This window comes from Kitasatospora sp. NPDC040550 (assembly GCF_055594965.1).
In genome coordinates this window covers 28,346-45,840 of the sequence record NZ_JBVIWC010000027.1, presented here as the reverse complement: position 1 = coordinate 45,840, position 17,495 = coordinate 28,346, and the positions used below count along the sequence as shown (strand labels likewise).

Here is a 17,495-nt window from a genome sequence, read left to right as displayed (position 1 = left end):
GCGGCCGCGTCCACGCCCAGGTGACCACCCAGGCGGCCCGGACCGTCGGCCTGATCGCTGCGGCGAGGGCGGGCGAGCCGGTCACCGTGTACGCCACCTACGCGATCCTGGAGCGGATCGTCCGGGCCCACCAGCTGCACCGGCTCCCGGCCTGGGACCTGGTGGTGATCGACGAGGCGCACCGTACCGCCGGCTCCCAGGGCAAGGCGTGGGCGGCGGTCCACGACGACGACCGCGTCCCGGCCGCCCGCCGGCTCTACTTCACCACCACGGGGCCCTGGCAGAACGGGCACCGTCAGCCGTCCGGTGCCGGCCCGGCGTGGTGAGGCAGTGGCGGCTGCGCGCACCTGGGCGAATCGGCCGGCAGGCGGGCTCAACTGGCTTGCGGGCGTCTCAAGGTGGAGGAAGGCCCTCGGAGTGTCCACAGATGAGCGCGGTGGGACAGGACGTTGAGACGGGGGAGGAGCGTGTTGAGACGCCAATCCGTCGCGGGCGGAGCCGGCCGGACCGCACGATGATCAAGCCCGGCGACGCCGCGACTCTGCGGTCACACCGCGCCGCCGCGCCATCCGTTCATCCCCTGCGAAGCCGGCTCGCCCGCAGCTCACGCAGCGAGCGCCCTGGCTCGGCTACGGCCACACCACCTCGGGCACCGGGGTGTGGTGCGTGCAGTACCTCGTCAACGACTACCTGCGCGCGGGCGGCAGCCCGACCATTGACGAGGGCAGTCAGTGGGGCCCGAAGACGGACGGCGCCGTGCGTGATTTCCAGGCGAACGTGTACGGCAACCTGCAGCAGGACGGCATCGTCGGCCCGCAGACGGGCAGCAAGCTGCTCAACTACGACTGGAACGACGCGTACGCCGGACCCAACGGCAAGTGCCAGCCGTTCGTCCCGACGGTCAGCTGACCGCCGGAACCGGAAAGTGCGGGTAAGCCCCGGACGACTACCACCCAGTAGCCGTCCGGGTCGGGGCGGCCGCGCCGGACCGGCCGCGACTGCCGAGCTGCGCCTGACGGTCGAGGACGCGGCCCGGGACGGACTCGGCGACGGGTACGGCGCCCTGCACTCCCGTACGGTCAACGCCCGCTGCACCGGGCGGGGCCGCGCCGCCCGGCCCCGCGAGGCACTCCTGCAACTGCCGGACGAACACGGCGGCGTCAGCACGGCGACCCAGCGCGCCCGCCGTCGTGCGTCGGGACGACGTGGACACACCACGGCGCCGACCACGGCCGGGACGACCGCCAGGTCGTCGTCGCCGATCCGGTCTGGTGGTGAACCCGGACTACGGATCCACCCGCGCGGTGCCGGTACCCGTTGCGATGCCGGCCGGCATGGACGACGAGGCGAGGGAGGCTCTCAACGAGCGTTGATGAGGCCCAGTTGCGTAGCGGGTGCTCAGTCGTCGCATCGCACTGCGAGTGCTTGGTGCAGAGAAGGTCCAGCGGGCATCTCACCCGCGCGGGATGGTCGTCCGGACGACCTGGCACGAGCCCGTCTACGTGGGCCCGGCCGCCCGTACCGTCCCGGTGACCGGATCGTTCCGGACCGCTGGCCGCCCTGGCGCGGATAGGCTCGGCGGCCGAACGCTACGGCTTCCCCAAGCCCTGACCCGCCGTCACACCTTCGAGCGGACTTCCCGGCCCCGCGGCCGGGAAAACTCTTCGCCATGACCGACACCGCCCTGTTCGAGCCCGGCACCACCGCGATCCGCCGCGACGTCCACGCCGACCGGGTGTGGACCGCGATGCCCCAGCGAGTGATCGACGACACCGGCCACGTGCTGACGCTCGCCTACTGGCCGGGGATCGAGAGCCTGGCACCGACGACCTGGATCACCGCGACGCGCACCGGAGACGACGTCACCCGCAAGCAGGGCCTGGAGGACCTGGCGGCCGGGTCCTGGACCCTCGGCCGGTATCGGTGGACCGGCACCGCACTGCTCTCCTCCTTCCTGGCCGGCGAGTGGTTCTCCGTGCACTGCTTCCAGGACGCCGCCACCGGCGACCCGCTGCGCTGGTACATCAACTTCGAGAAGCCCTACCAGCGTCGCCCCGGCGTCGGCATCGACACCCTGGACCTGTGCCTGGACCTGGTCATCACCCCTGACCTGTCGGGGCACCACTGGAAGGACCAGGAAGAGTACGCCCAGCTGCGCCGCCTCGGCCTGATCGACGACTACCTGCACCGCCAGATCGATCGGGCCCGCGGGCGGGCGATCAGCATGCTCGACGACCGTACCGGCCCGCTCGCCGCCGGCTGGCCGGCCTGGGCGCCGGACCCGTCGTGGCCGCTGCCCGAGCTGCCCGCAGACGCCGACGACCCGGCCACCGACCGGTGACCTCGCCGACGACCGGCAGCAGCCAGGGCACCGAGGCCCGCGTACGGGTGTGCGCGGTCCTGGTCGACAACGGCCGGCTGTGCCTGATCCGGCGCCAGCGCCCCGCCGGCCTCCAGCTATGGCATCCGGTGGCCTCACGGGAGGCGCACCCGGGGACGTGGTTGGAGGCGGATCCCCGGCCCCCGAGGCGGATCCCCGGCCCCCTTTCACTGTGGGTGACACGACCGCGCGGGCGGTGTGGCCGAGGAAGCTGTGGACGGTCCACCGCAGGCGTGAAAGGCCGCCCCGGTGAGGCGGCGGCGGTGCAGGTGGCGTACGCCTCGCCGAGGTGGGCGTCGGCGGGGGCGCCGGCGGCCTGGATGATCCGGTCGACGAGGGCGAAGAACGCCTCCCCGCCCTTGGCCTGCACGCCGTGCCCGTCGGCCGGCCGTCGAGCTGCCGGTAGGCCGCGTCGACCTCCTGGTGGTGCCGGAGGGAGGCCGCCGCGGTGAACCACCGGACCTGCAGCGGGCCGTACAGGTCTCTCAGTTCCCGCATGGCCTTCGCGCCGTCCTCGAAGCACTGCTGCTGCTCGGGCCCGGGGGTGGAGCGGCCCGCGGCCGCGCCGCCGGCGGCGGTTCGGACGGCGGCGGCGGGCGGCGGCTGGGAAATTCGCTTTCGGCCGCCGGAGGGCGGTGATAGACAGTCGCAGTGCAGAAGAATCTTGAACTCCCTGACCTGCTGCGACTGATCGACGAGCGGGCGACGGCCTTCCGGGCCGCGATCGCCGCCGCGCCCAGCCTGGACGTGCAGGTGCCGACCTGTCCCGAGTGGACGCTGTTCGACCTGGCGCGGCACCTGGGCTCGGGCCGCCCGTTCTGGGCCGCCGTCGTCGAGGCCGGTCCGGCCGACGCCCCGCCGGCCGAGGCTGTGGCGGCGCGCGCCGAGGCGCAGGCGCCCCGGGAGCGCGAGGCGTTGGTGGCCTGGCTGGCCGCGTCGACGCAGGAGCTGCTGGACACCCTGCGGGAGGTCGGCCCGGACGCCGAGTGCTGGACGTGGTGGGGCGCCTCGCAGTCGCCGCGGACCAGCGGTGCCGTCGCCCGGCACCAACTTCAGGAGATCGCGATGCACACCTACGACGCCCAGCTCACCGCGGGCGCCGCGCAGCCGCTGCCGGCGGAGGTGGCGCTGGACGGCGTCGAGGACTTCCTGTTCACCTGCTGCGCGTGGTCGGGCGTCTGGCCGCACGAGCCGGCCGTCGTCGACTACCACGCCACCGAGGGCCGCTCCTGGCGCTTCACGGTCGAGGCGGACGGTGCCCGCGCCGTCCGCCTCCCGGCTGCCGGCGAGGGCGAAGCCCAGGCCCCGGCCGACGCCTCCGCCCGGGGCACGGCCGGTGAGCTGGTCCTGTGGTTCTACGGGCGCACACCGCTGGACTCGGTGAAGATCGACGGCGACCGGGGCATCTTCGAGCGGCTCTTCGCCTGGGACCCGAACGCGTGACCGTCGCACGTCGCAGCAGACGCGAATACGCGACGGTCTGCGCGTACGCCGACCACGACGGGTGCCCGAGCAGGGTCCAGACCCGGGCCTGGTGGGCAGCGCGGACCCGGCGGGCCAAGACCAGGACGGCGGCCCGGACGTCCTCGATCGGTATGCGCCAGGGTCTGGCCGGGCAGACCGCGCTCGGCCGTGTCGGCGAACCCGAGGAGATCGGCGACGCCATCGCCACGTTGGCGTCGGAGGGCCTGCGCTGGATGACCGCCCAGCGCATCGAGGTCTCCGGCGGCATCCTCCTCTGAGCGACCGGGCGAGCCTGTCCCGGGCCGCGCCGGATTCATCCCGCGCCGGTCTCGTCCTCGTCCAGCCCCGGGGCATCCGGGGCGCGCAGCGGGCGCAGGGCGCCGGCGGCTGGGGTCGAGGCGGTGAAGCCGTAGTGGGTTGTCCAGAGCACGATGGCGTTGAGGACCAGGCCGAGCGCGCCGAGCTGGTCCTCCAAGCCGTCGCGGTGCGCCTGGTGGATGGTGCCGCGCTTGCCGTGCCACACGTCCCTCGCCAGCTTGTGGCGGGACTCCTGCACGGTGAGCTGTCGGTTCGTCTGCCGCCGGTAGGTGTCGTCGACCGGGTCGACCACCCGTAGCAGGTGCTCGGTCTCGGCGATCCGCCCGTACTCGGCGAACGCCGCCCCGCGCGGGGTCGGGCGGCCGTCACGGCCGAACACGCGCAGCAGGTCGTAGGCGCGGACCTGATCGGTGACCAGGGGACCGGCGACCTTGAGCATGTCCGGCCAGTGCGTGATCACCCTGTTCAGGTTCACGCGGTTGCGAGCCACTCCTCCGCCACCTCGCCGCGCACCCCGGTGGCCGCCGTGCCGACCAGCACCACCAGCAGCCGGGGGGAAGTCGCGCCGGCGCCGCTCTCACGCCCGCCCCGCCCTCGCCCGCCTGTTCCCATACTCGCGGCCAGGCCGCCAGCTGCGCCGCGGTCTGCTCGTTTCCGGTGCCGGGGCGGTGGCGTTCGATGAACGCCCGCAGCCGGTGCCGCTCGTCGCCGGTGCTGGCGGTGTTGGCGGTGTTGGCGGTGTTGGCGAGGTGGGCGGCGGCCCGGTACACCCTCGCCGCCGGCGGGCAGCCCCGGTGTGGGGAGGAGGTCGAGCGGGCCGCGGGCCTCGCCGCCGCCGGGTGCGCTCGGACGGCTCTTGCCGCCCAGCCCCGGCCTCCTCTGCCGCTCGCTCCAGCGCCGGATCCTGCCCGAGCTCGTGGCTGACCAGGTCGTGCAGCTTGTCCATCTCCGCATCCAGACCCCGTCCGCCCGCCCCGCCACCCGCTTCGCCTCGGAAAGGCCACACACAGCACCCCGACGATGCCCGCGCGCCCGCCCCCGCCCCCACCCACGCCATGACCGGACCCGTTACCGACGTTGGCCAGGAGCTCGCCGACGATGGCGACCAGGTCGTCCAGCACGCCGCCCGCGACGCCCCATCCGGCGGCGGTGGTGCGCATCACCGAGCGGGCCAGGGCTATGCAGGCCATGCGCTCGACGGGATCGGCGGCGGTGGCGGCGACGCTTAGACGGTGGACCGCGCCGGGCCTCGCAGCCGGGTGAGCGGCGGCACCGGACACCGCCCGCGTCCTACGCGGCGCGGGCGGCGCTGCCGGTGGTGACCAGGACCGGGCCACGTGGGCGGTTGTGTTCGCCGGCCCCGCGAGACTGCGCGCAGTGTCACCCAGCTCCAATGAACGGTGCAACTCGGTTCGGTTGAGTCAGTGACGGCCGGCGCAGAATCGGCCGGCCACACAGCCTCGACGGCCTCAGCCGAGACGGTCCCCGGGGGAGGGGGACCGGGCGCCGCTCGCCCGCGCGAGGAGCGCCAGAGCCTGCTCGGAGGCGGAGCCGGTGGGGGTCGTGCACACGATGAGCACCTGGTCGGGCGAAGGGGCGATCGACAGCGTCTGTTGCCTGACCGTCAGCGTGCCGACGACGGGATGGCGCAGCTCGTAGCAGGAGGCCCCGCACGGCGCCACCCGGTGGTCCCGCCACAGGGCGAGGAACTGCGGGCTGCTCATCGTCAGTTCGCCGATCAGCTGCGCGAGCGGGGGGTCCTGCGGGTGCCTGCCGACGGCCAGCCGCAGGCTGCCCACCACCGATCGCACCTTGCGCTTCCAGTCCGCGTACAGCTCCCGGCCATGCGGGTCCAGGAACAGCATCCGGCTCATGTTCGGGTGTCGTGCCGGGTCGTTCGGGGCGAGGAAGTCCAGGTTGTCGGCCAGCAGGGCATGCCCGAGGGGATTCCACGCCAGCACGTCGGTGCGCCGGCCCAGCACGAGCGCCGGGACGCTGTCGAGGGCGCGCAGCAGGTCGCGGGTCTCGTCGGCGAGCTTCTCGGGCCGAGGGCGGCGTACCCGTGGCGAGCGGCCACGGCGAGGCACTCCAGGTGCTCGCGCTCGTGGGCGTCGAGCAGCAGCGCGCGGGCGATCGCGTCGAGCACCTCGGCCGATGCCCTGCGGGACAGACCCTGTTCGAGGCGGGCGTAGTAGGAAACGCTGACGCCCGCCAACTCGGCCAACTCCTCGCGCCGCAGCCCGGGAACCCGCCTGCGGGGCCCGAGGTCGCGCAGGCCGACGTCCTCGGGCCGCAGCCGCGATCGTCGGGCATGGAGGAAGGCGCCGAGCGGGCCGGGTCCGTTCATCACCCCAGTATTCGGCGCGCGGTCCGACCCCAGCCACACCCTGCCAGGAGTAGGACAGCCCGGGAGTGGTCGTGGTCCCCGCCCCGGCAGGGGGCCGGAGTCGGTCCCCGGGCGTGTTCCACCATTCCGGCCTGGTGACGCCGGGCCTCCCGGCCGGGCGGCCGGGGGAGCCGCACGCCGGTCCGACGCGAAGGACGGAACACGCCCCAGTCCGCCACCCACCCCACCGGCCCTGGAGGTACCCCATGGAGCAGCGCCCGGAGCAGATCACCCTCGGCAATGTCGCCATCACCCGCGTCAAGGAGTTCTACGGCTCGGCCCAGCTGGCGCCGGAGCGGTTCTTCCCGGACAGCCCCGACGGCGCGTGGCAGGAGCAACGCCACTGGCTGGCACCCGACTTCTGGAACCCGCGGACCAACGAGTGCCACACCGCGATCCAGTCCTGGCTGCTGCGCAGCCAGAGGCGCACGATCCTCGTCGACACCGGCGTGGGCAACCACAAGGACCGGCCCTACGTGCCGGTGTGGAACCGCATGGACACGGACTACCTCGACAGGCCCGCTACCGCAATCTGCTGTAAGCCTTCGCATCGGATATATCCGGCGCCTGCGGACGGAGCCGATGATGTCCGTCCGCCGCCTCCAAGGGGCAATGGTCACCATGATCGGACACACCTGCCTGCCCAAGTGCGTTGGTGGAGAACTCAGCACGAACATGATGGGGCTTGGTGCAGGACACCAAGCCGGGGAGCAGTAGACCCGTATCGCACGACGAGATCAGGTGGGTCACCCGCGAATGCGGTGACCCACCCCCGGGCTCAGCGCCAGTCGAGTCCGAGTCCGGCGAGCGCGGCCAGCTGCTCCCCCGTGAGCTTGGCCCGCTGGCTCTTGGTGTTGGAGACCCACACCCCGGGCTTCACCGCCACGGTGCCGCCGGCCGCCTCCAACTCCTCCACGTGGCCCCTGGGGACCGTCACAGTGCCGGTGCGCTTTGTACTGGGCCAGCGCCGCCACGCCCCGCTCGAAGGCCCCAGACGCCCCCTTGGAGGCCTTCCCCACGCCCTTCTCCGACTCGGCCGGGGCGGCCAGCGGTTCGACGCCGAGCGCGGTCAGGCGCTCGCGCTGCTCGTCCATCAGCCCCTGCCACACGATGTGCTGACGCTGCCGCTCCAGCCACCGCCCCACATCCAGCTCGTGGATCGTCACCCCCGGCAGTAGATCCGCCAGCTTCGCCCCGCCGTCCAGGCAGTCGGCGACGGCGGCGTAGTGGCGCTGCCAGTCCAGCGGCCACGCGGGGTTCCAGTCCGGGTCGATCTCCGCGAGGGCCTCACCCGGTCCGGGCGGTCGGCGAGCACGCCGGGCCAGCGCTGATTGGACAGCCACTGCCCCACCGGCTTGTCCAGCGCGGTGGCCGTACGGGAGGTGCCGTGGCGCTCGAAGTACTCCGGCGCGCGGCCAGGTTCTCCTCCCACGCCGCGTCCAGCGGACCCCGACACCATCCCCAGGGTTTCCAGCCGCCTTACTTCCACCAGACGCTATTCAGCCCAGGGAGGAGGCCCGCTTGACCACCGCTGTGTTCTTGTCGCGCTCCTCGGTCAAGGCGAGTTGGTTCGCCGCGATCAGCTCGTTCTGGATCCGCACTTCGTCCTCGAACCAGATCCGGGGCAGGTCCGTCTCCCGCTTGCAGGCGATGTCCGCGGTCGCCGAGGCGATCTCGGCCGGGATGACCTCTCCCGAACCGCGGTTCTGCAGATAGTCGGTGGCGGTCAGCGGGCTAGTGGCTGAGTAGCCCTTGGCCTTCATGCACGTGCTCCACGCGGAGATCACCTGGACGACTGTCGGGTCTGATTGGGAGTGTTCGAAGCTGTCCCCATTCAGCTGGTTGACCAGCGACTCGTCGATCCGGCCGATCTTCCGGTCGGACTCCCCTAGGCAACCGCCGTCGGGAATGCGGGGGTCGGTGGCCTTTGTCCCCTTCTCGTCCTTGCCCGTGAGCGCCACGCCGGCTGCCTTACCGGGCTCGTACAGCGGCGGGTCTGCAGGGTTGCCGGCCAGGTGGTAGCCGAACTTCTCAGCCTCCTCCGGGACACTGATCCCGTAGCGGCGCGCCATGTTGGCACCGTCGAAGTTTGAAGGCGGGTAGCTGCCCGGCTGCGGCGGGTCGTAGTCGAACCCCAGCCCTTTCATGCACTCGCGCTGGGTCCGCCGCTTCGCCTGTTCGACCGCCAGTCGGCTCGGGTAGCCCGTCATGTATGCCTGGAGCGGCAGCACCATGCCCTTGACCAGCCCGCTGTTCACGGTCGCACCGGGCGCCTTCGCGCCACCCGTCGCCGAGGGCCTCGGCGTGGTCGCCGTGCAGCCCGCCGCGCTGGCGGCCAGCGCGGCCAGTGCCAGCCAGGCCGCGGCGCGGCGGGCAGCGCGTGGTCCTCGGAACGTTGCCGGCCGCATCAGCCGTTGCGCCGATGAGACGCGTTGTTGTTGTGCAACCGGGAGATGAGGTTTCCGTTCGAGTTCGGGTCGAACGTCTGCGCCGTCCCGTTAAAGTTGGAGTGGTAGAAGACGGTGTAGCTCGCCCAGGCGTCGCCGTTGACGACGGAGGCCGCCTCGTTCTTGAGCGCATAGCCACTGCCCTCGGAATTGGCCTCGCAGTGCGAACCGCCGAGGTTGGTCCGGAGATACTGGTCGGACCAGCCGAACTGATAGAGGCTGATGATGTTGCCGTTCGGCGAATTGACGCCGTAGTGGTCGTCGATGCTCTGGCTCGACAGGAAGCACGGACTGGTGGACACGCCGTTGCTCGCGGAGTTGTAGAAGATCCCGAAGCAGTACGACTTGTCCTGGTAGCCGCAGGTGTCGGAGACGTAGTCGAACGCGTAAGCCGGGACGACGGACGCGAAGGTGGCCAGGGCGGCGCCGGCGGTGGTGAGCAGGGCGGCCATTCTGCGCTTCATTTCCACTCCTTCGGAGGCGTTAACACAGGGAAGAAATGCACGTAGATGCACCTGGGGGCATGTGGAAGTACGTACAGCAAACGCACCTGGAAACGCTCGACGGAACGTGCAAGCAGTGCACTCGATCCGAGCGGAAGAATTGCCACCCCCCGGTAGCCGCCGTCCATCGTCACGTCGACCCGACGAGCCGTCAAGTGTGACGCGGAACACTCTTGCAGGTTCACGCAGACCGCCGAAAACGACGTTGCTAACGTTCCGTCAGCATGCCTAGGGTCTGTGTTCGCATGACTACCGAGGGCTTTGACCCGCCCGGGCGCGGAGCTTCCATGGCCTTCGCAGAATCATTCGGCTTTACCTCGGGGGGAACTGAAGATGCCAGCCGCCGCGCGCCGACGATCGGTGCTGATTGCCACCGCATTAGTCTCGATCGCCCTGTCCAGCACGGGTGCAGGGGCGTCGCTGCTGATCAAGTCGCCGGCCCAGGCGGCGGCCGAGACCGGGCCGCCGCCGCCCGACGTTCTGACGGCTCCAGTGGAGCGGCGCGTGCTGACATCGACGGTGGTGACGCGCGGTCAGGTGATTGCCGGGCGGACCGTCGACGTGACGCCGGCCGGGAACGCCGGCAACGGCGGCGCCCTGCCGGTCGTGACCCAGCTGCCACTCAAGGCCGGCGACGAGGTGAAGTCGGCGTCTTCGGTACTGGAGGTCGCGGGCCGGCCAGTCTTCGCGCTGCCGGGTGAGCTGCCGGTCTACCGGGACCTCAGGCCGGGTACGAAGGGGGCGGACGTGAAGCAGTTCCAGGACGCCCTGGCCGGCGCCGGGTTCCCGGCTACCGGGGACGAGCCCGGCACTTTTGGGGAGGCGACGAAGGCGGCCGTCGCCAGCTTCTACGCGGCGCACGGGTACGACCCGTTGCCCGCCGCCCAGGACGGGGAGCAGCGCGTCTCTGCGGCTCAGGACGCCGTGACGAACGGAGAGCGAGCCTTGGCCGATGCCCGGGATCAGCTTCAGTCGGAGGCCTCCGGCGGTGCCGGTCCCGCTTCACCGGCCCCCAGCGCATCTGGCCGGAGCAGCAATCCATCAGCGTCCGGCCCTGCGGCAGCCAAGAAGCAGGTCGCACGCGCCGCCGAGGACCTGGAACGCCTGCGCGGCAAGCTGGCCGAGTCGAAGGCTGCCCGGGGCCCGATGGTGCCGGCCGCCGAGCTGGTGTTCCTGCCGTCCTTCCCGGCCCGGGTCGACAGCGTCGCCGGTCAGGTCGGGAGCACCGTCAACGGCAAGGTGCTTTCCCTCTCCGCAGGTGCCCTCGTGGTCCGGGGGAACCTGACGGCCGCAGAGCGCGGCCTCGTACGGCCCGGGCAGAAGGTGGAGGTCTTCTCCGAGCTGACCGGAACGAAGGCGCCCGCCACGGTCGTCTCGGTGGCCGATGCCGTGGCCGCCCCGCAGGCCCAGGACGGCGGCGCGGGGAAGCCCAAGACGGCGGGCCCGGGCAGCGGCGCCGGGTACCAGTTGCTGGTCCAGCCCGACGGCCCGCTGGACGTCTCGCTGGCCAACCAGGATGTTCGTCTGACGATCGTGGCCGCCTCCTCCCCCGGCCCGGTGCTGACGGCGCCGCTCTCCGCGCTCTCCGCCACGGCGGACGGGAAGACCGTGGTCACGGTGGCCGAGGTCGGGCAGCGGCGGCGGGTGGAGGTGACCCCGGGGACGACCGGCGCCGGCAGCGTGGAGGTGCGGCCGACGACCGACGGTTCACTGCACGAGGGCGACCAGGTCATCGTCGGCGTCAAGAGTCCCGGCGCCGGGGCTGGCACCGCCGCCGGGGCGGGTGCCAAGTGAGCCCCGCCGTCGTCGAGTTCCGCGGGGTCGGACTCACCTACGCCGGTCCTCCGCCGGTCGAGGCCTTCAAGCCGTGCGACCTCGTCATCGAGCAGGGCGAGTACGTCACCGTCACCGGCCCGTCCGGCTCCGGCAAGTCCACCTTCCTGAACATCACGGGCCTCCTGGACACCCCGACCATGGGGCGGTACCTGTTGGACGGCATCGACACGGCGGCGCTCCCGGACGGCGACCGGGCGGCCCTGCGCGGGAGCCGGATCGGCTTCGTGTTCCAGTCTTTTCACCTGCTGCCGCACCGCTCCGCCACCGAGAACGTCGCCCTGGCCATGCTGTACACCCGCGAGCACGGCCACCTCGGCCACGCCATCCGGCACGAACGGGCTCGCGCCGCGCTCGATCGAGTCGGGCTCGGCCACCGGCTCGATGCCCTGCCCACCCGGCTGTCCGGCGGAGAGCGCCAGCGCGTGGCCATCGCCCGCGCTCTGGTGGGCCGTCCCTCGCTGCTGCTGTGCGACGAACCCACCGGCAACCTGGACACTGCGACGGCCGAATCCGTCCTCGCGCTCCTCGACGACCTGCACGCCGGCGGCATCACGATCGTGTTGATCTCGCACGACCCCGGGGTGGCCGCACGCGGTGGGCGCACGCTGTCGATCCGCGACGGCGGACTGACGGAACTGGTGACCCGGTGAGCATCCGCATGACTCTCCGGCGTCGTGAGCACGTTCGGCCCGACCGCCCGCCCCGGGCGTGCGAACCGTCCAGGCTGTCGGGCCGGGACCTGCTCTCCGAGGCACTGACCGGAATCCTGCAGCGCCCCGCGCGCTCGGCGCTGACCGGGCTGGGCACCGTCCTCGGGGTCGGGACGTTCGTGGCCGTTCTTGGGCTGGCCGCGACGACCTCGTCCCAGGTCGACTCGCACTTCAACGTCTTGACCGCCACCGAAGTGTCCGTCGAGGACATCGGCAGCACGGCGGAACTCCCAGCCCTGTCGTTCCCCACCGACGCCGACGCCCGGGTACAACGCCTCCATGGGGTCACAGCGGCCGGCGTGTACTGGAACGTCCGGCTGGCCGATGACGCCGTGCGGTCGGCGCCGGTCGGCGGCGCGGCAGGCGGCGAGCGGGCCCAGGTCGTGGCGGCCTCGGCGGGTGTCCTGGCCGCCGCGGAGCCGCACCTCCTCCAGGGCCGGACGTTCGACTCCTGGCACGACAGCACCGCGCAGCCGGTGGCCGTGCTCGGCGCAGGCGTCGCCTCCCGATTGGGGATCTCCACGCTCGACGTCCAGCCTGCAGTCTTCATCGCCGGGCAGCCGTTCACCGTCATCGGGATCGTGGACGACGTCCGGCGCAAGGCCGACCTCCTCTCCTCCGTCACCGTCCCCCGGGAGACGGCGACGAGGCTGTGGGGGGCGCCGTCCGGCGACCGGGCCAAGATGATCATCGCCACCGGGATCGGCGCCGCCCGGCAGGTCGCCGACGAGGCCGCGCTCGCGCTCGATCCGGTCCGCCCGGAGAACTTCCGGGCCGTTCCGCCACCGGATCCACGAACCCTGCGCAGCACCGTCACCTCCGACCTCGACCAGTTGTTCCTACTGCTCGCCGCCATCTGCCTGGTGATCGGGTCCATCGGCATCGCGAATACCACGCTGGTCGCGGTGCTCGAACGCACCGGGGAAATCGGACTCCGACGCGCGCTCGGCGCCTGCGGTCGGCACATCACCGCCCAGTTCCTCGCCGAATCGGCCGGCCTCGGCATGCTGGGCGGACTCATCGGCACCTCGCTCGGCGTAATCACTGTGCTCGGCGTAGTGCTCGTCCACGACTGGACCCCGGTCATCGCGCCGGTCACCGTCGTGGCGGCTCCGCTCATCGGCCTCGCCACCGGCCTCCTCGCCGGCCTCTATCCCGCTTGGCGCGCCGCCCGGGTCCAGCCCGTGGAGGCGCTTCGGCGGTAGAGAGGCCCGGGTCCGGGCGCATGCCGAACTCCCGGGCGGGAGTCCCTGGCGACCGGGTATCAGGCGGCCTTGCCTCGATGACCCCGTATCCGGCGACCGAATTCCCCATGGCCGAATTCGGCAGTCCCGGCGCCCAGTCTTTGTCCGCAGCCGACCGGCTGTTACACGCTCTCCACGAATCGAGAATCAGGGGGTTCCATGTCCTTCCGACCACGCTCGGCCATCCTGGCCGGCGCGTTCGCACTACTGCCCGCCTTGGCGGTCGCGTTACCCGCCGCCGCCGATCCGCCCGCGCCGTCCACCGCGCCGTCCACGGCCGCCCCTGGCACCAAGCCCGGCCAGCCGCCGGTGCCGTCCAAGGTGACCGACCCCGACACATCTCTGCCCAAGGACTGGCGCAGCTCGCAGGACCGGGCTGTGACGCTGGCCGGTGACGGCAGCGGTCTGCACGTGCTGGCCGCCGAGAGCAGCCAGGCCTACCAGTGGCGCACGGTCACCACCCTGTCCGAGCCGGGGTTCAGTACAGACCTGTGGGTCGGCAACTCGTGCGTCACCGCCTCGGGCCAGCGGGCCGTCGTGGTCTACGCGCCGCGGCAGTTCGTCAACCGGCCCGAACTGCTTCAGCGCGGCGCCTTCGCCGCGGTCGTGGACCTGACCTCCGGTGCGGTGACCAAGCTGTCCGAGACGGTCTCACTCGCCTACTTCGACCCGGGCTGCGGCGCGGACGAGACGGCGGTGCTCACCCAGAACGGGGACACCGACCTCGGGCAGACCCGGCTGCTGACCGTCGACACCCAAGCCGGGCGGATCACGCGGACCGTCACCGTGCAGGGGCAGGTCACCTCTGCGGTGCCCACCCGCAGCGGTCTGGTGGGCGCCCTCGGCGCACGGCTCAGCAAGATCGACGACGCCGGGCACGTGACCGAAATCGCGACCACCTCGGGCGCGGCGAGCAACGTCCATCCGGACACCGACGGCGGCATCGCCTTCATCGACCACGCCGACGGCCGGGCCACCGTGAAGCGGCTGGCCGACGGCCAGGTCGCGACGCTCGCCCAAGCCCCCACCGGCGAGATCGCCCTCCAGCCGGGCGCGGGCGGCAAGTTGTTCGTCACCGGCACACCCGAGCAGGTCGCACCCCTGCCCGGCACCGTCCAGGCGCTGGCCGCGCCCGCCGATGCCGTGGTGTCCACCAAGGGCGCCCTCGCCGTCGACGAGTCCGTGTCCACGAGCGCCCGCAGCCTCGCCGCCCACCCGCTCACGGCCCCCGCGCAGGAGGCCGGCGCCTGGATCGAGGTCAAGGCCGAAGTCCCGACCACCGGCAAGAAGCTGACGTTCTCCGTCGCCCCTGACACGGACACCGACCACGCGCAGGGCGCCAACGGCTCACCGGCGCTCAGCCGCCCCGCCGCCCACGGATCCGCCACCCCGCAGGCCAAGGACCTCGCCCCGGCCGACGGCGCACCCGACACGGGCAGCGGCAACGGCAGCGACACCGCCGACGAGGACCGGACCTGCTCCGTCCCCCGCAACGACCCCACCCAGCAGGCCTACCAGCCCACCCCCAACCAGGTCGAATGGGCCGTCGACATGGCCGTGCGCGGCCAGCTGACCGCCCAGTGGATACGCCAGGGCGGCTGGCGCACCCAGGACGGCCTGGGCACCGTCGACCCGCAGGCCATGTTCCCGCTCCCCAGCCTGACCGGAGCGCCCAACGCCCACATCCCGCCGCAGGTCCTGCTCGGCGTCCTCGCCCAGGAGTCCAACCTCTGGCAGGCCGAGGGCGGCGCCCTGCCCGGCCAGACCGGCAACCCGCTCACCGGCGGCTACTACGGCCACCCCAAGGCCGACCCCGCCCACCCACAGGACGTCTGGCAGATCAACTGGGACAAGGTCGACTGCGGCTACGGCATCGGCCAGCAGACCGACGGCATGCACGGCCCCACCGGACTGCGTACCGGCGACGTCATGTGGCCCTACGACAAGCAGAAGGCCGTCGCCCTCGACTACGCCTCAAACATCGCCGCCGCGGCCAAGACCCTCGCCGACAAGTGGAACGAACTCCACGACCCAGCCCTGCCCACCCCGCTGACGCTCAACGACGACGACCCGACCAGCATCGAAAACTGGTTCACCGCCGCCTGGTCCTACAACTCCGGCCTCAACAAGTACAACCCGGCCGCACCCTTCACCCAGTGGGGCCTCGGCTACCTCAACAACCCGATCAACCCCCTCTACCAGCCCGACCGCAAACCCTTCCTCGACGCCAACCACTACGCGGACGCCGCTCATCCCCAGTACTGGCCCTACCAGGAGAAGGTCCTCGGCTGGGCAGCCTGGCCGATCGACACCGGCCGCTCCTACGATGACAACGGCAACCTCAACAAGGGCAATACCGCCGGCTACTCCGCCGCCTGGTGGACCAGCAACATCCAGAAGTCGGGCGTGAAACCCCCCGTGGACACGTTCTGCAACGCCAGCAACAACTGCGACCCCAAGAGCCCTCCGCGCTGCGAGGTCGACCACATGGGCCCCTCCTGCGACCCGCCGTACTGGTACCACGCCACGGCCTCGTGGAGGAACTGCAAAACCGCCGCCTGCGGCCACGAGTACATGACGTACAAGACCCTGCGCACCGAACCGGGCAACGGCAACACCGGCGCCCCGGACTGCGGTGCACCGCCCGCCGGAGCACTCGTCATCGACTCCGTCTCCGGCCAGGTCCCGCCCATGCGCGACGGCTGCACCCGCACCTGGAACAACGCCGGCAAACTCAGCTTCGGCTTCGCTCCGGACCAGGCCAACCACTACGAGGCCAAGGCCGACCTCCACCAGATCGGCGGCGGCTACGGCGCCCACTTCTGGTACGCCCACACGCGCAGCGACAACGCGTCGGTCAGCAACCCGGGCAACGACGTGACGCAGCCGGTGAACGCCACCGGCCCCATGGCGATCACCGGTTCCTGGCAGCTGGGACAGCAGGTCTCCGGCTGGCAGCGCGTCATCGCCCACCTGCCCGACACCGGATCGCAGACCCAGCAAGCGATCTACACCATCCACATCGGCGACGGCACGACCCGCAACCGGGCGATCAACGCCTACGCGAACACCAACAGCTGGGTCAGCCTGGGCGTGTTCAACTTCCAGCCCGGGAGCGACTTCCAGGGTGTCTCGCTGAGCAACTGGACGCCGGACGGCGACGCCTCCGAGGACATCGCCTGGGACGCCATGGCGTTCCAGGCGCTGCCGGGCAAGCCGAAGGACATCGTCGTGCAGATGGGAGACTCCTACTCGTCCGGTGAGGGAGCCAAGCCCTACCTGATGGGCACCGACGTCGGCCCCTACGCCGACCAGAAAACCGACACCTCGCCCGGCCGCTCCTGGAACGCCTGCCGCCGTAGCAAGAACTCGTGGATCCGCCAGACCGTGCTCCCCGGTGACAGCCAGAACGTCGGCGCGCTGGCGGACAGCCTGGACACCAGCCTCGATTACCACACGGTGGCCTGCTCCGGGGCGTTCGCGGGCAACATGATCGCCAACCAGCAGTGGGGCATGATGGGCCAGCACCACGAGATCCCGCAGCTCAAGTCGGGCTTCATCAATGCGGACACGACCGTCGTCGCGCTGACCGCGGGCGGCAACGACGCCGGCTTCGGCCCCGCCATGGCGGGCTGCGGAGACCCGACCTCCCAGTGCCCGGACGTGACCACGCAGAACAAGCGGATCGACAACGTCCAGCAGCCCCTCACCGACCTGCTCGCCGCGATCCACGACAAGGCGCCCAAGGCCCAGATCATCCTCCTGGGATACCCGCAACTGTTCGGCGACATCAGCAAGATGAGCCCCGGCTGCAGCGTCGTGCTGCCCTCACGGGTGGCCACCGTCAACGGATTCTCCGATCGCATGCGCGACATGCAGGACGCGGCGGCGACCGCCGCCAAGGCGCGGCTCGACCCGGTGCCGGTCACGTTCTACTACCCCGGGGTCGAGTTCCTCGGCTACAAGATCTGCGACGACAATCCCGGAATCAACGACCTGGTGGCCGGCCCCTCCACAACGGGCGGTGGAGACTACTCGTGCCCCGGCAGCGTGGTGTGCCCGAGCATGGAGAGCTTTCACCCCAACAACACCGGCGTCCAGCGGTACGCCATCGCGCTCCAGAACGCCCTGAACGGGCTGTCGAAGAGCGGACAGTGACTGTCGGCTGACACAATCGCCGGGGCCCGGAAGACAGTTCGGGCCCCGG

At 71.6% G+C, this 17,495-nt stretch carries 13 protein-coding genes and 3 pseudogenes; 9 read left to right on the top strand and 7 right to left on the bottom strand.

What is annotated here, in order from left to right:
• Positions 1-20 precede the first annotated feature (20 nt).
• The 5 genes from ACZ58X_RS31935 (at position 21) to ACZ58X_RS31915 (ending at position 4,122) form a co-directional block, all read left to right on the top strand.
• Positions 21-326 carry a hypothetical protein gene (locus tag ACZ58X_RS31935; RefSeq protein ID WP_470337057.1) on the top strand — a complete coding sequence of 102 codons (306 nt, stop codon included), beginning with the start codon at positions 21-23 and terminating at the stop codon, positions 324-326.
• Between the two features lie 340 nt (positions 327-666).
• Positions 667-909, top strand: coding sequence for a peptidoglycan-binding domain-containing protein (locus ACZ58X_RS31930; RefSeq protein WP_470337056.1), 243 nt, complete (start codon positions 667-669; stop codon positions 907-909).
• Between the two features lie 760 nt (positions 910-1,669).
• The gene (locus tag ACZ58X_RS31925) at positions 1,670-2,341 is read left to right on the top strand and encodes a DUF402 domain-containing protein (RefSeq protein ID WP_470337055.1); all 672 of its coding nucleotides are present in this window, start codon (positions 1,670-1,672) and stop codon (positions 2,339-2,341) included.
• Positions 2,342-3,031: 690 nt separating this feature from the next.
• Positions 3,032-3,823: a maleylpyruvate isomerase family mycothiol-dependent enzyme gene (locus ACZ58X_RS31920; protein ID WP_470337054.1), complete on the top strand. Its 792-nt coding sequence runs from the start codon at positions 3,032-3,034 to the stop codon at positions 3,821-3,823.
• Complete coding sequence (locus ACZ58X_RS31915; protein ID WP_470337053.1) at positions 3,820-4,122, top strand: SDR family oxidoreductase; 303 nt, start codon at positions 3,820-3,822, stop codon at positions 4,120-4,122. The genes ACZ58X_RS31920 and ACZ58X_RS31915 overlap by 4 nt, the downstream gene beginning before the upstream one ends.
• Before the next feature lie 35 nt (positions 4,123-4,157).
• Here the strand turns inward: ACZ58X_RS31915 and ACZ58X_RS31910 are convergent.
• The 7 genes and pseudogenes from ACZ58X_RS31910 to ACZ58X_RS31880 form a co-directional block, all read right to left on the bottom strand.
• Positions 4,158-4,652: pseudogene (locus ACZ58X_RS31910) on the bottom strand (Tn3 family transposase); the annotation flags it as partial.
• A 979-nt stretch (positions 4,653-5,631) separates the two neighbouring features.
• Positions 5,632-6,509, bottom strand: a pseudogene (locus tag ACZ58X_RS31905) (helix-turn-helix domain-containing protein).
• 307 nt (positions 6,510-6,816) lie between these two features.
• On the bottom strand, positions 6,817-6,993 hold the full coding sequence (locus ACZ58X_RS31900) for a hypothetical protein (RefSeq protein ID WP_470337052.1): 177 nt from the start codon (positions 6,991-6,993) through the stop codon (positions 6,817-6,819).
• Between the two features lie 333 nt (positions 6,994-7,326).
• Positions 7,327-7,485: a hypothetical protein gene (locus ACZ58X_RS31895; protein ID WP_470337141.1), complete on the bottom strand. Its 159-nt coding sequence runs from the start codon at positions 7,483-7,485 to the stop codon at positions 7,327-7,329.
• A gap of 130 nt (positions 7,486-7,615) precedes the next feature.
• Positions 7,616-7,891: pseudogene (locus tag ACZ58X_RS31890) on the bottom strand (helicase associated domain-containing protein); the annotation flags it as partial.
• 156 nt (positions 7,892-8,047) lie between these two features.
• Entirely contained in the window at positions 8,048-8,956 is a 909-nt protein-coding gene (locus tag ACZ58X_RS31885; RefSeq protein WP_470337051.1) for a hypothetical protein, read from the bottom strand.
• Positions 8,956-9,459, bottom strand: a complete 504-nt coding sequence (locus ACZ58X_RS31880) for a hypothetical protein (RefSeq protein WP_470337050.1) — start codon at positions 9,457-9,459, stop codon at positions 8,956-8,958. The genes ACZ58X_RS31885 and ACZ58X_RS31880 overlap by 1 nt, the downstream gene beginning before the upstream one ends.
• A gap of 372 nt (positions 9,460-9,831) precedes the next feature.
• Between ACZ58X_RS31880 and ACZ58X_RS31875 the strand changes: the two genes are divergently transcribed.
• From ACZ58X_RS31875 to ACZ58X_RS31860, 4 genes are all read left to right on the top strand, one after another.
• Complete coding sequence (locus ACZ58X_RS31875) at positions 9,832-11,292, top strand: peptidoglycan-binding protein (RefSeq protein ID WP_470337049.1); 1,461 nt, start codon at positions 9,832-9,834, stop codon at positions 11,290-11,292.
• Positions 11,289-11,984 (top strand): ABC transporter ATP-binding protein, encoded by a 696-nt coding sequence (locus ACZ58X_RS31870; RefSeq protein ID WP_470337048.1) that lies wholly within the window; start codon positions 11,289-11,291, stop codon positions 11,982-11,984. Before ACZ58X_RS31875 ends, ACZ58X_RS31870 begins: the two co-directional genes overlap by 4 nt.
• A gap of 8 nt (positions 11,985-11,992) precedes the next feature.
• Positions 11,993-13,249, top strand: coding sequence for an ABC transporter permease (locus ACZ58X_RS31865; protein WP_470337047.1), 1,257 nt, complete (start codon positions 11,993-11,995; stop codon positions 13,247-13,249).
• A 198-nt stretch (positions 13,250-13,447) separates the two neighbouring features.
• A complete protein-coding gene (locus ACZ58X_RS31860; protein ID WP_470337046.1) occupies positions 13,448-17,446 on the top strand; it encodes a golvesin C-terminal-like domain-containing protein in 3,999 nt (1,332 codons plus the stop codon).
• Positions 17,447-17,495 lie beyond the last annotated feature (49 nt).